This is a genomic window from Gardnerella sp. DNF01198P, from assembly GCF_049244165.1.
GTDB lineage: Bacteria > Actinomycetota > Actinomycetes > Actinomycetales > Bifidobacteriaceae > Bifidobacterium > Bifidobacterium swidsinskii.
In genome coordinates this window covers 305,973-324,658 of sequence record NZ_CP058382.1, presented here as the reverse complement: position 1 = coordinate 324,658, position 18,686 = coordinate 305,973, and the positions used below count along the sequence as shown (strand labels likewise).

General features: G+C 45.6%; 18 protein-coding genes. 8 read left to right on the top strand and 10 right to left on the bottom strand.

All coding sequences use genetic code 11. The annotated features are described in order from the left end of the window. Positions 1 to 7 precede the first annotated feature (7 nt). Positions 8 to 2,122 (bottom strand): ABC-F family ATP-binding cassette domain-containing protein, encoded by a 2,115-nt coding sequence (locus HXT44_RS01500; RefSeq protein ID WP_421782986.1) that lies wholly within the window; start codon positions 2,120 to 2,122, stop codon positions 8 to 10. A 127-nt stretch (positions 2,123 to 2,249) separates the two neighbouring features. Between HXT44_RS01500 and rnc the strand changes: the two genes are divergently transcribed. Then, entirely contained in the window at positions 2,250 to 3,089 is an 840-nt protein-coding gene (gene rnc / locus HXT44_RS01495) for a ribonuclease III (protein ID WP_102155418.1), read from the top strand. Positions 3,090 to 3,138: 49 nt separating this feature from the next. Here rnc and rpmF read toward each other — a convergent pair whose 3' ends face one another. From rpmF to HXT44_RS01465, 6 genes are all read right to left on the bottom strand, one after another. Then, positions 3,139 to 3,333 (bottom strand): 50S ribosomal protein L32, encoded by a 195-nt coding sequence (rpmF, locus tag HXT44_RS01490; protein WP_004574042.1) that lies wholly within the window; start codon positions 3,331 to 3,333, stop codon positions 3,139 to 3,141. 184 nt (positions 3,334 to 3,517) lie between these two features. Continuing rightward, positions 3,518 to 4,204: a YceD family protein gene (locus HXT44_RS01485; protein ID WP_076002641.1), complete on the bottom strand. Its 687-nt coding sequence runs from the start codon at positions 4,202 to 4,204 to the stop codon at positions 3,518 to 3,520. Positions 4,205 to 4,206: 2 nt separating this feature from the next. After that, the gene (locus HXT44_RS01480; RefSeq protein ID WP_102155420.1) at positions 4,207 to 5,244 is read right to left on the bottom strand and encodes a hypothetical protein; all 1,038 of its coding nucleotides are present in this window, start codon (positions 5,242 to 5,244) and stop codon (positions 4,207 to 4,209) included. A 15-nt stretch (positions 5,245 to 5,259) separates the two neighbouring features. After that, a complete protein-coding gene (gene coaD, locus HXT44_RS01475) occupies positions 5,260 to 5,808 on the bottom strand; it encodes a pantetheine-phosphate adenylyltransferase (protein ID WP_012913867.1) in 549 nt (182 codons plus the stop codon). A gap of 126 nt (positions 5,809 to 5,934) precedes the next feature. After that, positions 5,935 to 6,264 carry a DUF3039 domain-containing protein gene (locus HXT44_RS01470; protein ID WP_004110275.1) on the bottom strand — a complete coding sequence of 110 codons (330 nt, stop codon included), beginning with the start codon at positions 6,262 to 6,264 and terminating at the stop codon, positions 5,935 to 5,937. 234 nt (positions 6,265 to 6,498) lie between these two features. Beyond that, the gene (locus tag HXT44_RS01465) at positions 6,499 to 7,836 is read right to left on the bottom strand and encodes a nicotinate phosphoribosyltransferase (protein ID WP_004110271.1); all 1,338 of its coding nucleotides are present in this window, start codon (positions 7,834 to 7,836) and stop codon (positions 6,499 to 6,501) included. 471 nt (positions 7,837 to 8,307) lie between these two features. On the opposite strand from HXT44_RS01465, the gene cysS reads away from it, so the two are divergent. The 7 genes from cysS (at position 8,308) to trmD (ending at position 15,226) form a co-directional block, all read left to right on the top strand. Beyond that, on the top strand, positions 8,308 to 9,945 hold the full coding sequence (gene cysS, locus HXT44_RS01460; RefSeq protein ID WP_102155784.1) for a cysteine--tRNA ligase: 1,638 nt from the start codon (positions 8,308 to 8,310) through the stop codon (positions 9,943 to 9,945). A gap of 106 nt (positions 9,946 to 10,051) precedes the next feature. Beyond that, a complete protein-coding gene (gene ffh / locus HXT44_RS01455; RefSeq protein WP_421782983.1) occupies positions 10,052 to 11,722 on the top strand; it encodes a signal recognition particle protein in 1,671 nt (556 codons plus the stop codon). Further along, positions 11,719 to 12,894: an endonuclease/exonuclease/phosphatase family protein gene (locus HXT44_RS01450; RefSeq protein WP_421782981.1), complete on the top strand. Its 1,176-nt coding sequence runs from the start codon at positions 11,719 to 11,721 to the stop codon at positions 12,892 to 12,894. Before ffh ends, HXT44_RS01450 begins: the two co-directional genes overlap by 4 nt. A 116-nt stretch (positions 12,895 to 13,010) precedes the next feature. Further along, positions 13,011 to 13,481: a 30S ribosomal protein S16 gene (rpsP, locus tag HXT44_RS01445; protein ID WP_012913862.1), complete on the top strand. Its 471-nt coding sequence runs from the start codon at positions 13,011 to 13,013 to the stop codon at positions 13,479 to 13,481. Positions 13,482 to 13,483: 2 nt separating this feature from the next. Continuing rightward, complete coding sequence (locus HXT44_RS01440) at positions 13,484 to 13,717, top strand: RNA-binding protein (protein WP_004105376.1); 234 nt, start codon at positions 13,484 to 13,486, stop codon at positions 13,715 to 13,717. 1 nt (position 13,718) lies between these two features. Continuing rightward, entirely contained in the window at positions 13,719 to 14,318 is a 600-nt protein-coding gene (gene rimM / locus HXT44_RS01435) for a ribosome maturation factor RimM (protein ID WP_012913861.1), read from the top strand. Between the two features lie 41 nt (positions 14,319 to 14,359). Then, positions 14,360 to 15,226 (top strand): tRNA (guanosine(37)-N1)-methyltransferase TrmD, encoded by an 867-nt coding sequence (trmD, locus tag HXT44_RS01430; RefSeq protein WP_421783237.1) that lies wholly within the window; start codon positions 14,360 to 14,362, stop codon positions 15,224 to 15,226. A gap of 37 nt (positions 15,227 to 15,263) precedes the next feature. Here trmD and rsmD read toward each other — a convergent pair whose 3' ends face one another. The 3 genes from rsmD to HXT44_RS01415 form a co-directional block, all read right to left on the bottom strand. Then, a complete protein-coding gene (gene rsmD, locus HXT44_RS01425) occupies positions 15,264 to 15,848 on the bottom strand; it encodes a 16S rRNA (guanine(966)-N(2))-methyltransferase RsmD (protein WP_103013810.1) in 585 nt (194 codons plus the stop codon). A gap of 254 nt (positions 15,849 to 16,102) precedes the next feature. Then, entirely contained in the window at positions 16,103 to 17,527 is a 1,425-nt protein-coding gene (locus HXT44_RS01420; RefSeq protein ID WP_004110247.1) for an MFS transporter, read from the bottom strand. 118 nt (positions 17,528 to 17,645) lie between these two features. Further along, positions 17,646 to 18,584, bottom strand: coding sequence for a nucleoside hydrolase (locus HXT44_RS01415; RefSeq protein WP_033888576.1), 939 nt, complete (start codon positions 18,582 to 18,584; stop codon positions 17,646 to 17,648). Positions 18,585 to 18,686 lie beyond the last annotated feature (102 nt).

Here is an 18,686-nt window from a genome sequence, read left to right as displayed (position 1 = left end):
TTTTGTACTAAAGCTGCTCAGAAAGCTCCATCCACTCATCCTCAAGAGCACTTGCTTCTTGCTCGTTTTTTTGAAGATCTTCGTTAAGAGATTGAAGTCCAACAAAGTCACTTGGGTTATGCGCAGCCATTTGCGCTTCAATTTGCGACTTTTCTTCTTCAAGCTTTGTAAGTTTTCGCTCGATTGCTGAAACTCGCCTTGCAGCATCGTGATAGGCTTTGCCGGTAAGTTTGGGCTCAATTACTGTACTTTCTGAACTTTCTTTAGTTGTAGAATTTGCAGCACTCGAAGCATTCGCAGTACTTGAAGCGCCAACAGTACCAGTAGTACCACTACTATTTTCGTGATTGCGTTGCAGCTTTTCTACAATTTGCAAATACTCATCTATACCGCCTGGAAGGTGACGAATTTTGCCGTCAATAAGCGCAAATTGCTGGTCTGTTACGCGCTCAAGCAAGTAGCGATCGTGCGAAACAACAATCAAAGTGCCAGGCCAAGTATCGAGCAAATCTTCCATAACTGCAAGCATGTCAGTGTCGAGATCGTTTCCAGGCTCATCCATAATCAGCACGTTTGGCTCGTTTAGCAAAATCAGCAGCAGCTGCATACGTCGCTTTTGACCGCCCGAAAGATCCGCAATTGGTGTCATAAGCTGCTCGGGCTTAAAACCAAGCCTTTCCATAAGCTGACCTGGGGTCACTTCTTTGCCATCAATAATATAGCTAGGCTTATAGCGACTTAAAACTTCTTTTACTTTATATTTTCCAAGCTTTTCAAGCTCTTCTAGCCGCTGCGAAAGCACGGCAAATTTTACAGTCTTGCCAATATTTACGTGTCCAAGCGTAGGCTTTAGAGATCCGTCAATAATGCTTAATAATGTTGATTTTCCTGCTCCATTCGCACCCACAATTCCAAAACGATCGCCTGGACCTATAAGCCAAGTTGCATCGTCTAAAATCATGCGTCCAGTAATAGTTTTGCGCGATGCAGCTGAAGTTTCTGCAATGTTTTCTGCGCTCGTAGCAGTACTTTCCGAAGTATTTTCCGCAGAATTTTCAAGAGAATTTTCTTGATTTTCGTCAACGGCAATAGTAACGCTTCCTACGTGAGTTGGTTGCGCAAAAGCAGATTCTACAATATCGACTTTATTTGATTTTTCTGCATTCGATTCAGACGAAGATGCGCTTTCTGCAATATCCGGATCGATATTTTTTAACTGCTGAGCGTTACCGAAAATTTGCGTAACGTCAATTAAATCAACAACTTGCTTACCAAGACGCGAAGTTGCCATTTTCTTCAATTCAAGAGTGTCTCTTAGCGGCGGCACATCTGCAATAAGCTCGCGCGCTTGCTTTACGTGGAACTTTTGCTTAGTAGAACGCGCACGAGCACCCCTGGAAAGCCAAGCTAACTCTTTTCTCGCCAAATTCCTGCGACGCTCTTCGCGCACATCCGCTTGGCGTTCGCGCTCCACACGTTGCATCATATAAGCGCTGTAACCACCCTCGAAAGGATCAATTACGCCGTCGTGCACTTCCCACATCGAAGTGCAAACCTCGTCCAAGAACCAGCGGTCGTGCGTCACAATCAAAAGCGCACCTTGACCGTCCTGCCAACGGTGAAGAAGATGCTCTGCAAGCCAATGAATCGTCACAACGTCCAAATGATTCGTAGGCTCATCCAAAGCCAAAATATCCCAGTCGTGCAACAATAATCTTGCTAAATCTGCGCGCCTGCGCTGACCTCCAGAAAGCGTTCCAACTTTCGCTTCCAAATTTATGCCGCCAAGAAGCGCTTCTACAATTTCGCGCGAACACTGATCTGCAGCCCACTCGTAATCTTCGCGATTTTCAAGAGCAGCCTCGCGCACAGTTGCGTTATCGTCCAATGGATCGCGCTGGTCCAACATGCCAAAAGTAAGCCCTCCGCGCTTCGTAACGCGACCAGAATCAGGCTGCATTTTACCGGCAAGTAGTCGAAGTAGCGTTGACTTTCCGTCGCCATTTTTTCCAACAATACCGATTCTGTCACCTTCAAAAACTCCAATAGTAACGTCTTTAAAAATCGTTTTTGTAGCAAATTCTAGCGAAACTCGTTCTAATCCCAAATCATACGTAGGCATAATCCACAAATATAGCTGAACACTTATACGAAAGGATATAGAAGGAATATGGAAAAATGCGATCGCAAATGCGAACGCGAAGCTTAAAAGCGCTTGTGTTGGTAGTAGGACTATAATAATACGTGCTATGAAAACTCAGAACAATCAACAGAATCAACAGAATCAACAGAATATGCAGAGCAAACACAATCAAAATAATCAAAACAACTCGCATGTGCAACACAACGAAGATGGAGTTTTGAGATTAGATGGCGGTGAAACACGTCCTGGAGACCCAACACAGGAACTTTTAAACGCTTTAGGCACAACTATTTCGCCGGATCTTTTGGTAGAAGCACTCACCCACCGCTCGTTCTCGCACGAGCATCCTGGCACACGAAATTATGAGCGACTTGAGTTTTTGGGCGATGCTGTGCTTGAGTTAGTTTCTACAGAAACGCTGTTTTCTGCACACCCAGACATGACTGAAGGTCAGCTTGCGAAGATGCGAGCGAAAGCTGTGTCTGAATGGGCGCTTTCTGCTGTTGCGCGCGAAAAGCTGCATGTTGGCGCGTATATTCTTCTCGGTCGCGGAGAAATGGAGCAGGGCGGAAATAATAAAGATTCAATTTTGTGCGATATTGTTGAAGCACTTATTGGTGCAACTTTTGTTGAACATGGAATTGATGAAGCTCGCAGAGTTGTGCATCGTTTGATTGACGACACTTTGGCGGAAGTGCTAACTGAAGGACCAGCTCTCGATTGGAAGACTTCGCTTACTGTCAAAGCTCACGATATGGGTTTGGAAGATCCAGAGTATCGAATGGCTGTTTCTGGGCCAGAATACGCTCCAGTATTTGAAGCTCGCGCGGTTTTGGCACATAAGGATGGCGACGAAGTGTTGGGAGTCGGAAGTGGCTCTAGCAAACGAAAAGCGCAACTCGCAGCCGCCGAAATCGCTTGGCACGCACTCGACGCGCGTAAATAAAAAGAAAAACCCTGCCACCCGTCGATGGCAGGGTTTCTATTAATAAAACCTACTTGGTGTGCTCGGAGCGAATAGCTTCACGATAAACACGACCACGGAAGGTTCCGCAAGATGGGCAAGCCATGTGTGGGAATGCCTGAGAACCGCAGTTCGGGCAAGTCACAGTCTGCACGGCAGACGCCTTCCAATTAGCGCGACGCGAATGCGTATTAGCACGCGAGGTCTTATACTTAGGCAGTGCCATAATTCTTTCCTCTATTTCGTTCAATCGATTGAGCTTAAGCGTTCTGTATATTACAGCAAGCGCCGTACAAATTACTAATTTACGTGAACTTGAGTGAGATTTAAGCGAAATCTGTTTTGCGCAAAAGCTCGCGCTCTAAGCGCTCGCTACGAAACTCGCGTTGGAAGTCCACTGGACTTCCAACCTAAGCGAGTTTCCGCTCCGAGTTGCCTTCGCGCGCTAAATCGCAGCGCTCAGGCAGGTCGTCGCGCTTTTCATTCTGCTCAAGCTGAGCTTTCAAATCCTCTAAAGCAGCAAAACGAATATCCGTAACGTCATGATGATGATCTGGATGCTCGTTTAAGTTTTCGCCACACTGAGAGCAAAGTCCGCGACAATCCGGCTCGCACAACGGTTGCAACGGCAGCTCACTTACCATCGTGTCGCGAATAAGAGCCTCAATATCCGCAAAATCACCACCCGCAACTAGCGGATACACATTGCCCGACTCGTCATTTTCATCCCAAATTTGCGATTCAGCTTCATCCGCATCGCCACGAGTATTGCGATTATCCGAACGATTAGAACGCGAGTCAGCATATGGAAAGAATACGCACACATCCACTTTCCAATCGCGACGAAGCGGCATCAAGCATCGAGTACATTCTGCATGCACCGGAGCAGTAATACTGCCCTGAAACATTAAGCCGTCAGCCACAGCATCAAAATCGCCATCAACCATAACATCACTGTCTGGCTTTACGCCAATAACGTAATCTCCAATACCTTCCGGCGCCGGAAATACGCGATGCAACGACATGCTACTACCAGCGCGCGCAGCCATTTGCGCTACTGGAACAGCCCATGGTGATTGGGATGGATGCGAAGCCATTACTAATTCCTTTCCTCTTCATCATCGTCATACAATGATGAGCTAATGTCATTTTGTACGTGCGCTGCAGCTCGACGACGATCTTCCAACACTCGCTGACCCGCTTGCACATCTTGTTCTAATTTATCTAGCTGCTGCTTTAAGCCTTCCATAACAGTCGCGCAATACTGATCCGCACCTTGCGTAAGCTTGTCTGATTTTGCTTGCGCAGTAGCGAGAATATCGCGAGCTTTCTGTTTTGCTAAAGCCGTTACGTTTTCTTGACCTGCTAAAAATTGAGCACGCTCTTGCGCTTCTTCAATTATTTCTGCAGATTGAGATTGCGCTGAAGAAACAATAGAGCTTGCTTGTGCTTGCGCTGTACGCAAACGTCGCTCTGCTTCTCGCATTAACGCAGAAGCTCGCTCCAATTGCACAGGAAGCATATCTTTCAAACGCGCTAACTGGTCAACGAACTCATCGCGATCAATTTTTACCATTCCTGCAGCAAACAAAACATTCTTGGCTTCCGAAAGAGTTGCTTCCATTGCGTCAATAATGTCGTAAACTGTAGTAAATTCAGCGCGGCTCTTTGAACGCGCTTCATCGCTTATTGTTTCTGCAGCTACTTTTGAAGTTTCAGATTCATTTTCCTCAAAGTCGATAACGCCACCATCTTCTCGCTCTCGTAAATCTGGAAGAGGGAAAGGAGAAAATGATGCTGGCGAAGAAGCTGCTTTGCTATTTTTCTTGTTCTTATTTGCACCATCAGCACCATTATCCTGCACATCTTCCGCAGCAGAAACACTTCCAACTGCCGCAACAGATGACGTTTCTGTATTGTCAGCATCTGCATCAACTAATAGGTCGCCTTCACGCGCACTTCGCACGTCGGAATGTGTTGTATTTACAACGCCGTCTTGAGCATCTTCTTCATCTGCGAGAACCGGATGTAATGGAAGCTTTTGATTGCGATCAACTTGCACTTCACGCTCCATCGTGTCGTCTCCTTCACTAGATAATCCAGAAGTCACGTCAGTAAGTTCATTTTTATTTGTCATCTTCTACTCTCCTGTTCAATTGTTCAGCATAGATGAATTATTATCTACGCCTAATGATTGCTCACTAAAAAGCTTTTTTAATAAGGGTATTACGTTATCTGGAACCATGCCAGTAACATTTCCCCCATGACGAGCAACATCTTTAACCACAGAGCTTGAAACATGCTCAAGCACAGGATCAGCAGGTAGGAAAAGCGTTTCGATACCTGCTAATTTGCGGTTCACTAGTGCCATTCCAAGTTCTGCCTCATAATCACCGTTTTGACGTAAGCCTTTTACGATTACTGTAGCACCAACTTTTGTACAGTAGTCAGTAATCAAACCAGCTGTTGAAGTTACTACTATTTTGCAATCGCGATTGAAGCTATTTTGAGATTGCGGCAAATTATTTATTGCTTCTTGAATAATTTTTACGCGCTCAGATTCAGAAAATAACGGAGTCTTTGCGGCATTTACCGCAACTAGCACATGTACTTCATCAAATAGATGCGTACAACGTTGTATTACGTCTAAATGGCCGGCAGTGACTGGATCATACGAGCCGGGGCACACAGCTATAGTCATGCTTTTAGATTATCACCCATTGCGCTCAGAACAAAAATATATTAAAAAATAGCGTTACTTTTATCGTTAAAGATAGAAGTAACGCTAATACGCAATATAAACTACTTAAATACGCAGCATAATTACTTAAAAATTAAACTTTCCTAATTCCTCGTATATGCGCTTGCATTCAGGGCAAACTGGGTAGTCATTTGCTTCGTGTCGAGGAATCCACACTTTACCGCATAAAGCTACCACTGGTCGACCAGTTAAGCGCGACTCTTCAATTCTGTCTTTTGACACATAGTGCGCAAAACGATCTGCATTACCACCATCATCTAGACGAGCATCTTCGTCAACTTCTGGACGTTCTAGAACAGAAGTGCTTGTGCCGGAACCAGAATCTGGATCTGCGGATTGCGAACCAGATTCCATAACAGCATCTAACGCATTATCTGCTTCTAAAGATGAAAACATATCGCATCCTTTCGTAACGCATTGTGTAACGAATTTCGTAGCGCACTAAAATTTAATTGAATTTTATTAGCAAAATCAAGCATAAAGCATTATCGCAACAAACGCTCAAAAAAGCTGTCAGAAACGTTAGTCTTTACGCATGAATTATTTACGAATTATTCGCGAAAATTATTTGCGAATCTTATTTAGTTATTTAGTAAAGTTTAGTTTTAAAAAGATTAATTTATAGTACTTTTACAGTACTTGAATTTCTGTTGGTATTGCAGGGTCTCCGCGCATCAAACTTTGCGCAGCCAAAGGCAGTCGCTTCAAAGCAGAAGCGCAATAATCCTGTGCGCGCATAATCGCATCGTGACCCATAAACTGTTCGTCAGCTTCACCGTCGACCATGTAATCAACTAGCAGATTTTCCCACGAATCCTTAGGCTTAAACTGAGCGAGCGCAACTTCCGAACCAGAAATCACGCGTTCGCAATCAGCTACACCGCAAGAATCGTTGCTGTAATCGTATGAACGATACGCCAACTTACGTCCAGGCACAGTCGCTTTATTCTTAGAACGCTTAGCAACAGGTTGCATTACACCATCTGCTCCCTCGCGCTCAGTAAGCTTATAAACCATTGCGCAAGTTGGAGCACCGGAGCCGGTTACAAGCATTGTGCCGATGCCGTAAGAATCCACAGGCGCATTTTGTAAGGAAGCAAGAGCATACTCGTCCAAATCATTAGTAACTGTAATCTTTGTGTTTTTAGCACCCAACTCGTCGAGCTGATTTCTTACGCGACGAGCCAAAGCGCACAAATCTCCAGAATCAATACGAATTCCACCAAGATCAGGGCCTGCAACTTCCACAGCTGTCTTTACAGCTTCCTCAATATTATAAGTGTCAACAAGAAGCGTAGTGCCTTTGCCAAGAGCGGCAATTTGAGAAGTGAAAGCGTCACGCTCAGTGTCGTGAACAAGAGTAAAGCAGTGAGCTGCGGTTCCGATTGCCTTCAATCCGTAAAGTTTTGCAGCAAGCAAGTTTGCGGTTCCCTTAAAACCGCCAATAACCGCTGCGCGAGATGCAGCAACTGCAGAATATTCGTTTGTGCGACGGCCGCCCATATCCATGCAAGGACGACCTGCGGAGGCAGAAACCATACGTGCTGCGGCAGACGCAACCGCGCAATCATAATTAAGCACAGAAAGAAGCACAGTTTCAAGCAAAGTGCACTCACCAAAAGTGCCTTCTACTTGCAAAATTGGCGAGTTAGGGAAGAACATCTCACCTTCGCGATAACCGGAAATTTTACCGTGGAATCGGAAATTTTCCAGCCATTCAATGGTTTCTGCGCTAACAATTTTACGATCACTTAAGAAACGCAAATCATCTTCCGAAAGATGGAATTTTTGCAGCTCTTCCAAAATGCGACCCATGCCGGCAACGACTCCGTAACGACGACCTTGAGGCAAGTGGCGCGTAAAAATTTCAAAAACGCACTTGCGATTTGCAGTGCCGTCTTTAAGAGCAGCGTCGAGCATAGTGTATTCATACATGTCCGTCATAAGAGCAGATGAAATCTCAGCCATGATATTCCTTTCAGTAACGAACAAAATAAAAACTAGTTACTAATTACCAATTCTTTGGGAGTGGCGTATTCGCGCGAGTAGTTAATAAGTATTCGCAACGTAACACTGGAATCATATTAGCTCTATCTACTGAGCTTGTTACTTGGCTGATACTTGGGCTGTGTGGGAAACAGCGAGCGCGACGATATACCTGAGCACTGCGCAACGGATAACGCTCCAAATGCGAGATAAGTTCCCCACATTTGGAGTGCCAAACCACAAGCTCGCACTATAAGCGCTCGCTTACGAAACTCGCGTTGGAAGTCCACTGGACTTCCAACCTAAGCGAGTTTCCGCTCCGAGTTGCTTTCGCGCGCGCTGTGCTACGCTCAAGCAGGCCGTCGCGCCAACGCGAGAAAAGTTGCGCACGTTTGGAGTAATAGACAAAGCAATGCCAAATCGCAGTATAAAGAAGCATTTATAATAGCAATTATGCTTAATAAGAGTTTGAACGAAGAGACTGCAAAAGTTACTAAAGCCGCAGAAAACCTGCACTTATACAACACGGCTTCACATTCAACGAACACTTTCGTACCTAAAAAGCATGGTCAAGTAGGCATGTACGTGTGCGGCGCAACAGTGCAAAGTTCTCCGCATATTGGTCATATTCGCGCAGCGATCGCATTCGATATAATCCGTCGCTGGATGCTGCGTTTAGGATACAAAGTCACGTTTGTTAGAAACGTCACAGATATTGACGACAAAATTATGAAAAAAGCCAACGAATCAGGGCAAAATTGGTGGGAACGAGCATATATTTACGAGCGCGAATTTACAAAATCCTACAATACTTTAGGAGTGCTTGCGCCAACAGTTGAGCCACGCGCAACAGGTCATATTACAGACATGGTTGAGCTGATTGAACGCTTAATCGAACGCGGTCACGCATATGTTATTAAAGACAATGACGGAAATCCTACTGGAAATGTCTATTTTGACGTGCCAAGTTGGGAGCATTACGGCGAATTAACGCACCAAAATCAGAACCAAAATGAAACTTGCGCAGATGAAGCCGCAGCTATCGCAGACGCGAAAGGTCCAAGCGTAGACGCTGCCGAAAACGATATTTACAATCCAACAGATCCTGCAGATGCTTCACCAGACAAACACGATCCTAGGGATTTCGCACTTTGGAAAGCACCTTGCGATTTCGATCAGCCGGATGCGCGCTGGAAAACTCCTTTTGGCGAGGGACGCCCTGGTTGGCATATTGAATGCTCTGCTATGAGTCATCGTTATCTTGGAAATGATTTCGATATTCACGGAGGCGGCCTGGATTTGCGTTTCCCTCACCACGAAAACGAAATGGCACAAACGCGTGCTGCTGGATGGGAAAGCGCCAATGTGTGGATGCATTCAGCATGGGTTACCGCCAAAGGTGAAAAAATGTCAAAATCGTTGGGAAATGGTCTTTCCGTACCAGTAGTTTTGGCAAATAATTCGGCTTGGGTTGTGCGATATGCTTTGGGAGCAGTGCAATATCGCGCAATGTTGGAGTGGTCTGACCAAGCTTTGGTGGAGTCAAAATCGGCTTATGATCGCATTATGAACTTCCTCGAGAGAGCTGACAGATTGCTTGACAAGAAGCCAACTTGCGAAGAAGTGCGCTCTGTTAACGCAGACGAGCTTCCGGAAGATTTCACTCGCGCTATGAACGATGACATTAACGTTTCTGGCGCAATCGCAGAAATATTTACTACAATTCGTCAAGGAAATACTCTTATTGACGACTGCAGCAAAGATTCTTCACAAGCACAAAGCGAAAGCGTACAAAAGCTCATATATCTCGCTGTTTTGCAAGTGCGAGCTATGTTAGATACTTTGGGCTTGGATCCTTACGCACAAACGTGGGCTTCGAACGATAATCAATCGCCTGCAGAAGGCTCAAACGGCAAGGAAAACAAAGAACACTCAGCTTTGGACTCTTTAATTACTTTGCAACTTAAAGCTAGAGCAGATGCTAGAAAAGCAAAGGATTTTGCTACTGCAGATGCTATTCGCGACGCGTTAAATAACGCAGGAATTGTAATTGTCGATACTTCGCAAGGATCATCTTGGCATTTGCAATAAACGAAAGTAACGCAAAAGCAAAAGAAAACGCGAAAGTATTAATTAGCAAATCAAGTTAGCAATTGCACTAAAGTTACGTTAGCAACAACAGGTAGAATGGAAAACTATGGCAGCATTTAGTTCGTTAACAGACCGCCTTTCCAATGCTTTTAAGCATTTGCGCAGCAAAGGCAAGCTATCAGAATCCGATATTGACGGCACAATTCGCGAGATTCGCCGCGCACTTCTCGACGCAGACGTTGCGTTGGAAGTAGTCCGCTCATTCACTGCTCAAATTCGCGAGCGCGCTCTTGGTGAGGAAGTTTCGCACGCTTTAAACCCAGCTCAGCAAGTTGTGAAAATTGTAAACGACGAGCTTACGCAAGTATTGGGCGCAGGTGTAGATAGGCAGCTTAATTTTGCGAAGTATCCTCCAACTGTAATTATGCTTGCAGGTTTGCAAGGTGCGGGTAAAACTACGCTTGCTGGAAAGCTAGGCTACTGGCTGAAGGATGCAGGCCATACTCCTTTGCTTGTAGCAGCAGATTTGCAACGACCTAATGCAGTCACGCAGCTGCAAGTTGTTGGCGAGCGCGCAGGAGTTCCTGTATTTGCTCCAGAAAAGGGCGTACAAACAGGCGGAAGTGCGATTTCTTTGCCATGGTTCACTAAAGGCGACCCGGTTAAGGTTGCGCGCGATTCTATTAATTATGCGCGCGAAAAAATGTATGACACTGTGATTATTGATACCGCAGGTCGTTTGGGTGTTGACGAAGAGCTCATGAAGCAGGCACGCAATATTCGCGATGCCGTGCAACCGCAAGAAGTGCTGTTTGTTATTGACGCAATGATTGGTCAAGATGCTGTTCGCACTGCTCAAGCTTTTAACGATGGCGTGAACTTTACTGGCGTTGTGCTTTCTAAACTTGATGGCGACGCTCGAGGAGGTGCTGCACTTTCGGTTGCAAGCGTTACTGGAAAACCGATTTTGTTTGCCTCTACAGGTGAAGGTTTGAAAGATTTTGAAATCTTCCATCCTGATCGAATGGCTTCACGCATACTCGATATGGGCGATATTTTAACGCTTATTGAGCACGCACAGAAGCAGTTCGACGAAGAAGAATCACGCAAGGCTGCTGCAAAAATAGCTGAAGGCAGCTTTGGTTTGGATGATTTTTTGGAGCAGCTTCAGCAAGTTCGTAAGCTTGGCTCAATGAAGAAGCTTTTGGGTATGATGCCTGGAATGGCTGCCCACCGTCAAGAGCTTGAGCAGTTTGACGATAAGGAAATTGACCGCACTGAGGCGATTATTCGCTCTATGACTCCTCAAGAGCGTAGAAATACAAAGATTATTGACGGATCTCGCCGCGCGAGAATTGCTGCTGGTTCAGGTGTGAGCGTTTCGCAAGTTAATGCACTTTTGCAACGTTTCGAGCAGGCTGCAAAAATGATGAAGCGAATGAGCGGAGGCGCTGGAATGCCTGGCATGGGCGGCATTCCTGGATTCGGTGGAGCCGGCAGTAAGTCGAAGCGCAAAGACAAGAAAGGCAAGAAGAAGGGCGGAAAGTCCGGAAATCCAATGCGCAGGGAAGCTGAAGAGCGCGCGTTGCGTGAGCGTCTTTCTGGCGAATCTACTAGCGACGATGTTGCAGGTTCTGCTTTTGCAAAGCCACAGCAACCAAATCTTCAGAATCTTCCTGAAGGACTTAAGGAACTTATGAATTCCGAAGATGCAAATCAAGATAATCAACTGCCACCTAACTTTGGCGGCGGATTAGCTGGCTTATTCGGTCGATGATTTTAGTATTGGCGTTTTTGTGGGTTATATTTGTGCCGCTTCTTTTGTGGCAGCTGCTGCGTTGGCTGCCAGCAGGTGCGGATAAATATAACCCACTTCCGTATGTTATTGCGTTGCTTCCACTTGCAACTTACGTTGTGGGAGCACTGTTTTTGTGTAATTTTGGCGCTTTTTTGCTGTATACATGCTGCGCAGAGAAAGTAACGAAATCGCTTAATTTAGCACAATCTTACGCGAAATCTTACGGATATTTATGCGTTGCTTACGCTGCGCTATTTTTGATTTCGCTTAAGTCGCATACGCCGTACTGGTTTGAAAGATTGCGTAGGTTGCACGAAAGCAGGTCGTCGCGCAAAAGCTGCAAGGAACAGCATCAAGAAATACGCGTGATGACTCTTAACTGCAGATACGGAAAAGCGAGCGCATCTGAAATAATAGAAATAACGAAAAAATATCACGTAAATACGTTACTTTTACAAGAATTAAGCAAGTCTTTAGTAAAAAATCTTGAAAAACTTGGAATATACGAAATTTTTCCAACTTCGTGCGTAGGTGCGCAAAGTGAGCATAATAACGGCGGATTCAACGCTATTTTTACGCAATATTCCGCGATTTCTACTTGCAATAATTCTGTAAAAATTGAAGCTGCAAGCGTACCAAGCGTTACAACTTGCTTAGATTTTGGTGCAAATGAAAAAGTTTTGGTGAAATTTGCTTCTGCACATCCAAAGTCACCGATGCGTGGGTGTGCTGCTTGGAGTAATGGAATTCGCGCACTTGCGACTATTGATTCTACTACTGATTCTTTCGCCGATTGCACTAACGAATGCGCTGACGAATCTACTTCGAAAACTTGCGATTTAGCAACTCTTACTATTGTTACTGGCGATCTTAATTCCACAGTCGACCACCCAAGCTTTCGCTCGCTTTTGAAATACGGATTTACAGACGTTGCGCTTTCGCTTGGAAAGCGTCTACGCACATGGCCTACATGGCTTAAGTGGCCAAATCTTACACTTGACCATGTGCTATTTTGCGCAAAAAACTGTAAATCTAACGCACTATGGCAAAAGAATGTAGTTGTCGACGGCACTGATCACTTAGCATACATCGCAGCAATCGACCTACAATCCCTAGATAAAAACGTCCAAGCGCGCAGGCATAATAGATAAGTTATTCGCGTGAATCGGCGCCCTCTTCCCGACCACGTGAGGAACATGTGGAAGCTCGCAAGGAGTGCCCCACACCCGAACGAAATTCCACGACTCTAGTTATAAGGAGAGCCATTTTGGCAACCAAGATTCGTCTTAAGCGATTGGGCAAGAAGTTCTATGCCTTTTACCGTGTAGTCATTTCTGATTCACGCAACAAGCGCAACGGTCAGTCCATCGAAGAGATCGGCGTTTACGATCCAAACAAGCAGCCATCTATGATTCAGATTGATTCTGAGCGCGCACAGTACTGGCTTGGCGTTGGCGCACAGCCAACCGAACCAGTGTTGAAACTCTTGAAGATCACTGGTGACTGGCAGAAGTTCAAGGGTCTCGACGGTGCCGAAGGCACGTTGAAGACTTCTGAAGCTGGTCCAGACGCACAGGCTCGCGTTGAAGCTGTTGAAGCTGAAGCTCAGAAGCTGAAGGCCGCTAAGTCTGAAGCCGCTGCTAAGGCTCAGGCTGCAGCTGAAGCCGCTGCAAACGAAGCCGAAGAAGTCCCAGCTGAAGCTGCGGAAGCTGCCGAAGCCGAGGAAAAGGCTGAGTAATCATGCTGGCTCAAGCTGTTGAACATCTCATTAAGAACATCGTGGATTTTCCAGATGACGTGTCGGTACGTTCTCACGAAAATGCTCGCGGCGAATTGCTTCGAGTACGCGTGAATCCTGAAGATATTGGTCGCGTTATTGGACGCAATGGTCGTACCGCTAATGCAATTCGCATTGTTGTGCAAGCTTTGAGCAACCACAATGTGCGCGTTGACATTATGGACGTACGTAAGTGAGATGAACGTGGCATTAGACCAACAATCTTTTGACAACCCTCAGCAAAGTCGTAATGACCTGCTGAGGGTTTGTCGTATCGGTAAAGCCCAAGGTTTAAAAGGCGAAGTTACTGTACAAATTTTTACAGATGAGCCTTACGAACGTTTTGAGCCAGGAAATGTATTGTGCACTGCAGACGGCGAGCGCGAGTTCGTTATTGAGAACGCAAGAACATTCAAAAATCGTTGGATTTTACTATTCGAAGAATCACAAAATCGCAACGATGCGGAAGCACTTAATGGCACTGAATTGTATGTACATGCGGAAGATGCGCAAGAACTTGCTGCCGAAAATGCTTGGTATATTAAGGATTTAGTCGGTTTACAAGCGCGCTTGTGCGAAGAAAATCAGCTTGGGCTGCCGGCTTGCACTATTGGAAAAGTTGTGGATGTGCTCGACGGTGCGCAATCTTTGCTAAAAATCCGCTTGAATAATCCGATTGACGACGATAATAAGACTGCGCTTGTGCCATTTGTTGAGGCACTTGTGCCGGAAGTTGACGTTGCAAACGGGTATTTGACTATTGATCCTCCGGGCGGTCTAATTCCGGGGCTTTCGTAGTTTTCATAGTTTTATCAGTTTTCGTAGTAGAGTGCCTTATGATGGACATCGATATTATTTCCGTATTCCCAGAATATTTTCGCATGCTAGACCTAAGTTTGTTAGGCAAAGCGCAAAATAATGGTTTATTGCAAATTCGCGCATACAATTTACGCAAATGGACTCACGATGTGCATCAATCTGTTGATGACACGCCGGTTGGCGGTGGTGCTGGCATGGTTATGAAGCCTGAGGTTTGGGCGGAATGCTTAGACGAGCTGCTTAGCTTGCCAAAATCTGAAGTAAAAAATACGTGCGATACGTGCGATAGTTGCGAAGAAGCAAAAATCGTGACTAATAAAATAGACTCAACTAAACCAATTCTTATATTCCCGAACCCTTCTGCCCCACTATTTACGCAAAAAGACGCAACGGAATTAAGCAACGCAAATCATTTGGTATTTGGATGCGGCAGATACGAAGGCTACGACGCTAGGATTCCAGAATATTACCGCGCGCAAGGAATTGACGTACGCGAGTATTCAATTGGCGATTACGTGCTAAATGGCGGAGAAGTTGCAGTAAGCGTTATGCTTGAGGCAATTACACGCTTAATCCCTGGGTTTATGGGAAATCCTGAGTCGATTGTTGAAGAGTCGTACACAGGATCGGACGCACTCTTGGAACACCATCAATACACGCGTCCAACTACTTGGCGAGGTATAAGCGTTCCGGAAATACTCACTTCCGGAAATCACGCCAAAGTTGATCGTTTTCGTCGAGATGAAGCTATATCTCGCACAAGCGAAATTCGACCTGATTTGATTGAAAAATTGGACTGCCACAAGATAGATAAAGCGGATCGAAAAACGCTTATGTCGCTCGGATGGGAAGTTTCCGGCGAACATCCGCGCAAAAACTGTCAATAGTTTCGAATCATTTTAGAAACAAACGCAGAAAATCAAATCAATCGCGCTTAGGCTGAATGAACAGCACGGAAGTTTCTCCGTAATTACGCGTATCAAACAGCTCCCAGCCCTCAGGCATAGTCGGCAAAACACTTCGCGCGCTACGCTCCAACACAATCAACGTATCCGCAGAAACGCTCGCAACTCCGCTCGCAATCATCGAAGCCAATAAACTTTCGCAATCCGCAGTTTCGTAAGCATAAGGCGGATCAATAAAAACCAAGTCAAACGCTTCCCCACTATAATCCGCAACGAACTGCTCCGCGCGCTTTCGAAGAACCCTCATAGAAAGCGCAGAATCCCAAGCCTTTGAACTCTGCAACGCTTTCGACGTACGAAGTATCAGCGCAGCCGCTTGCGAATTTGCTTCAACAGAAACAAGCTCACGCGCGCCACGAGATAGCGCCTCAACTCCTAACGCACCTGTGCCGGCGAATAAATCAAGAACGCGAGCATTGTGCATAACATCCCACGAATCGAGCCTAGAAAATATCGCTTCTTTCGTGCGATCTGTAGTAGGTCTTGTACACGACTGCGCTGAAGTAAGCGGCAAAGATTTAAAACGTCCAGCAATAATGTGCATTCTTCTAGCTTATCCTCCCCCTCCCGACAGTCATTGTTACTCAATGCGATTTTGTGATTATTTAGTATTGTCTATGAGTTTTAAACACATTTGTTGGAGAATTTACTGGCATTTGTTTTCGGTTTCGATACTCGCTTTACAGCTGTGTAAAGGAAGTGTCGCGCGCAGAAAGCAAAAAGCGGCAAAGCATAGGAAATCCTAGCTTTACCGCTTAATTTTATTCACTTAAGATTACGCAAACTCACGCGTCAATCTTACTTATTTACTTCTTCAGGATTCGGGATTAAGAAGGAGCAAGCAAACGCAAGCGCAAGTAACACAATGCCCGCAACCATCGAAGCCATGTATCCGCCTGTTGCACCATTAGTTCCTGCAACATTCGTCATCACAGCGTAAAGAATTGCAAAGCTTAAGCCAGCACCCAAGTTAAAAGCACCAGCGTTCATGCCTGGCAAGTATCCTGGATTATCCTTTGGAGAAAGCACAATACCAAGTCCGTTAAGCATAATGTTTGCAACACCTGCGTAGCTTACGCCCAAAGCCAGCGAAAGCGCAACCAAAGACCACACCGATGGATTATTAGCAACATACATACCAAACACAACGCCAATCACACTGACAATAATGCCAGCACGAAGTACCAAACGGTAACCAAACTTGGCAGCCAGCATACCAGCCACAGGCCCAAACAAGAAGCCAATAATTGCGTAAGGCGTCAACGTTGCAAAGCTCACCACGTCAGCACCCAAGCCAGCACCAAACTTAGCATCCTGAGCAAGCTGCGGCACTACACCATTCATCAAAGCAAAAACGCCAGTCATGGTAAGCAGCGTGCAAGAAAGCAAGCCCCACGTGCGACGCTGCTTCATGTAATGCGTCGAAACCAAAGGAGCAGCAATCTTTCCTTCAATTCTCCAGAAAATCGCGAAGAAGATTACAGCCACTACCACAAGGCCTGCAACCATAGTCAAGTTAGCATTTGCAAGCTTATCAATTTCATTAATAGCAAGATATGCTGCAAGGAACGCAATACCAAGCGTCACAACGCCCAACCAATCCATCTTTGAAGTTTCCTCCGCATAAGATTCTTCAGCAGCAACAATCACCATAATCACTGCCGCTACAGCAATACCTGCCATAGTCCAGAACACCGAACGGAAACCAAACTTTCCAGCAAGCCAACCGCCAAGCAACGCATCAACGCCAGCAATACCACCGTTTACAGATGTCAAAATTGCCATTAGCTTTGCGTAACGCTTTTCTTCAGTTACGCGCACGCGAAGCATAATCAAGCACATCGGCACTACAGGACCAGAAGCACCCTGCAAAATACGTCCAAGCATCAAAATATTCACATCTGGAGCAAGCGCAGACACTACGCAGCCCGCAATCGTTGAAATCAAAATGCCAATAAGCACCTTCTTACGACCGACTAAATCAGATAAACGCGGCAAAAACAGTGAGAATAAAGCAGCAGCAGTAAAGAACACTGTTTGAGTTAAGCCGATTTGCGTATCGGTTGCGTGAAGCTCTTTTGTCATTGTTGCTAATGCTGGAGAAAGCATTGAAGCGTTGAGCTGGAAAGCAAAAATAGCAACGAGTAGCGCCGTCATTAGCGCAACAATTGATCGCCCACCCTTGTCTAGCATGGAAGGCGTTGGAGATGAAACTTCAGTCATAATAGCCTCATATCAAATTTCGTATAAATTTTATTTTTGCGCAACTTTACCGCTTTATTTTCTTTCGGTAAATTTGCAGTATTGTTGCGCAAAATATCGTGAATAATTCTAGTACAAATCAGCCGATACGCTTCAGCGCGTCAATAATCAAATCCCAGAATTTATCGAAATCAAGTTTGGTTGCAACTTGCGTATGGCATTCTTCTGCGGATGGTTCTGGTCCGCGCAAATCTGCAACGGTCATACCAACTGTTAATTCGCCCTTAATTTCAACGTCTACAGGGCAGCGACGAGTAGCCACCACACTGTGGTCAATCAAATAAGCAATCGTGCAAGGATCATGAACTGGCGGATCAATAAAGTCTTGATTATCCTTATACGCTTTACGGAAGAAGTCCATCAAACCGCTAGCAAACGCAGAAAGAGGCGTGCCAATAGCATTAATCTTTGCTTGCACTTCAGGAGTGCAAAGTGCCTGATGCGTCAAATCAAGGCCGACCATAGTAATAGGCCAATCCTCATTAAACACAACATGCGCAGATTCTGGATCAACCTTAATATTAAACTCAGCAACCGCGCTCCAATTACCAACGTGATATCCGCCGCCCATGAGCACAACTTCCTTCACACGTCTTACGATTCGTGGCTCAAGGCGCACTGCCATAGCAATATTGGTGAGCGGACCAGTTGGTACAAGCGTAATCGTGCCAGGTTCGTTGCTCATAATCGTATCAATAATCCAATTTACAGCGTGGCCTTCGTCCAATGGTCGCGTTGGTTCTGGAAGCGTTACGCCGTCTAAGCCGCTTTCGCCGTGCACGGAAGCCGCAACTTCCAGAGGGCGGACCATTGGTCGGTCGCAGCCTGCGTGAACTGGAATGTGAGTTGCACGAGCCATTTCGAGAGTTGCACGCGCATTATACGTGACTTTTTCAAGGCTTTGGTTGCCGCCAACTGTAGTTACGCCGAGCAACTCAATATTTGGGTTACCAAGTGCCAACAGAATAGCCATGGCGTCATCATGGCCAGGATCGCAATCTAGGATGATTGAAGTCATCATTACTCCTTCGTAGATAACTAACTTCTTGTTAATAACTTACGTAAATAGTTTTCAGTTATTTTTGCTATTACGTTTGCTACTAACTGCTGTTAATTTATG

Bases quoted from the DNA above. Each gene is read 5' to 3' on its own strand.
- HXT44_RS01415 (WP_033888576.1), bottom strand. From the start codon at position 18,584: ATGACTTCAATCATCCTAGATTGCGATCCTGGCCATGATGACGCCATG.
- coaD (WP_012913867.1), bottom strand. From the start codon at position 5,808: ATGACTATAGCTGTGTGCCCCGGCTCGTATGATCCAGTCACTGCCGGC.
- rimM (WP_012913861.1), top strand. From the start codon at position 13,719: ATGAACGTGGCATTAGACCAACAATCTTTTGACAACCCTCAGCAAAGT.
- HXT44_RS01440 (WP_004105376.1), top strand. From the start codon at position 13,484: ATGCTGGCTCAAGCTGTTGAACATCTCATTAAGAACATCGTGGATTTT.
- rpmF (WP_004574042.1), bottom strand. From the start codon at position 3,333: ATGGCACTGCCTAAGTATAAGACCTCGCGTGCTAATACGCATTCGCGT.
- ffh (WP_421782983.1), top strand. From the start codon at position 10,052: ATGGCAGCATTTAGTTCGTTAACAGACCGCCTTTCCAATGCTTTTAAG.
- HXT44_RS01485 (WP_076002641.1), bottom strand. From the start codon at position 4,204: ATGGCTTCGCATCCATCCCAATCACCATGGGCTGTTCCAGTAGCGCAA.
- HXT44_RS01500 (WP_421782986.1), bottom strand. From the start codon at position 2,122: ATGCCTACGTATGATTTGGGATTAGAACGAGTTTCGCTAGAATTTGCT.
- HXT44_RS01420 (WP_004110247.1), bottom strand. From the start codon at position 17,527: ATGACTGAAGTTTCATCTCCAACGCCTTCCATGCTAGACAAGGGTGGG.
- cysS (WP_102155784.1), top strand. From the start codon at position 8,308: ATGCTTAATAAGAGTTTGAACGAAGAGACTGCAAAAGTTACTAAAGCC.
- rnc (WP_102155418.1), top strand. From the start codon at position 2,250: ATGAAAACTCAGAACAATCAACAGAATCAACAGAATCAACAGAATATG.
- trmD (WP_421783237.1), top strand. From the start codon at position 14,360: ATGGACATCGATATTATTTCCGTATTCCCAGAATATTTTCGCATGCTA.
- HXT44_RS01450 (WP_421782981.1), top strand. From the start codon at position 11,719: ATGATTTTAGTATTGGCGTTTTTGTGGGTTATATTTGTGCCGCTTCTT.
- HXT44_RS01470 (WP_004110275.1), bottom strand. From the start codon at position 6,264: ATGTTTTCATCTTTAGAAGCAGATAATGCGTTAGATGCTGTTATGGAA.
- rsmD (WP_103013810.1), bottom strand. From the start codon at position 15,848: ATGCACATTATTGCTGGACGTTTTAAATCTTTGCCGCTTACTTCAGCG.
- HXT44_RS01480 (WP_102155420.1), bottom strand. From the start codon at position 5,244: ATGACAAATAAAAATGAACTTACTGACGTGACTTCTGGATTATCTAGT.
- HXT44_RS01465 (WP_004110271.1), bottom strand. From the start codon at position 7,836: ATGGCTGAGATTTCATCTGCTCTTATGACGGACATGTATGAATACACT.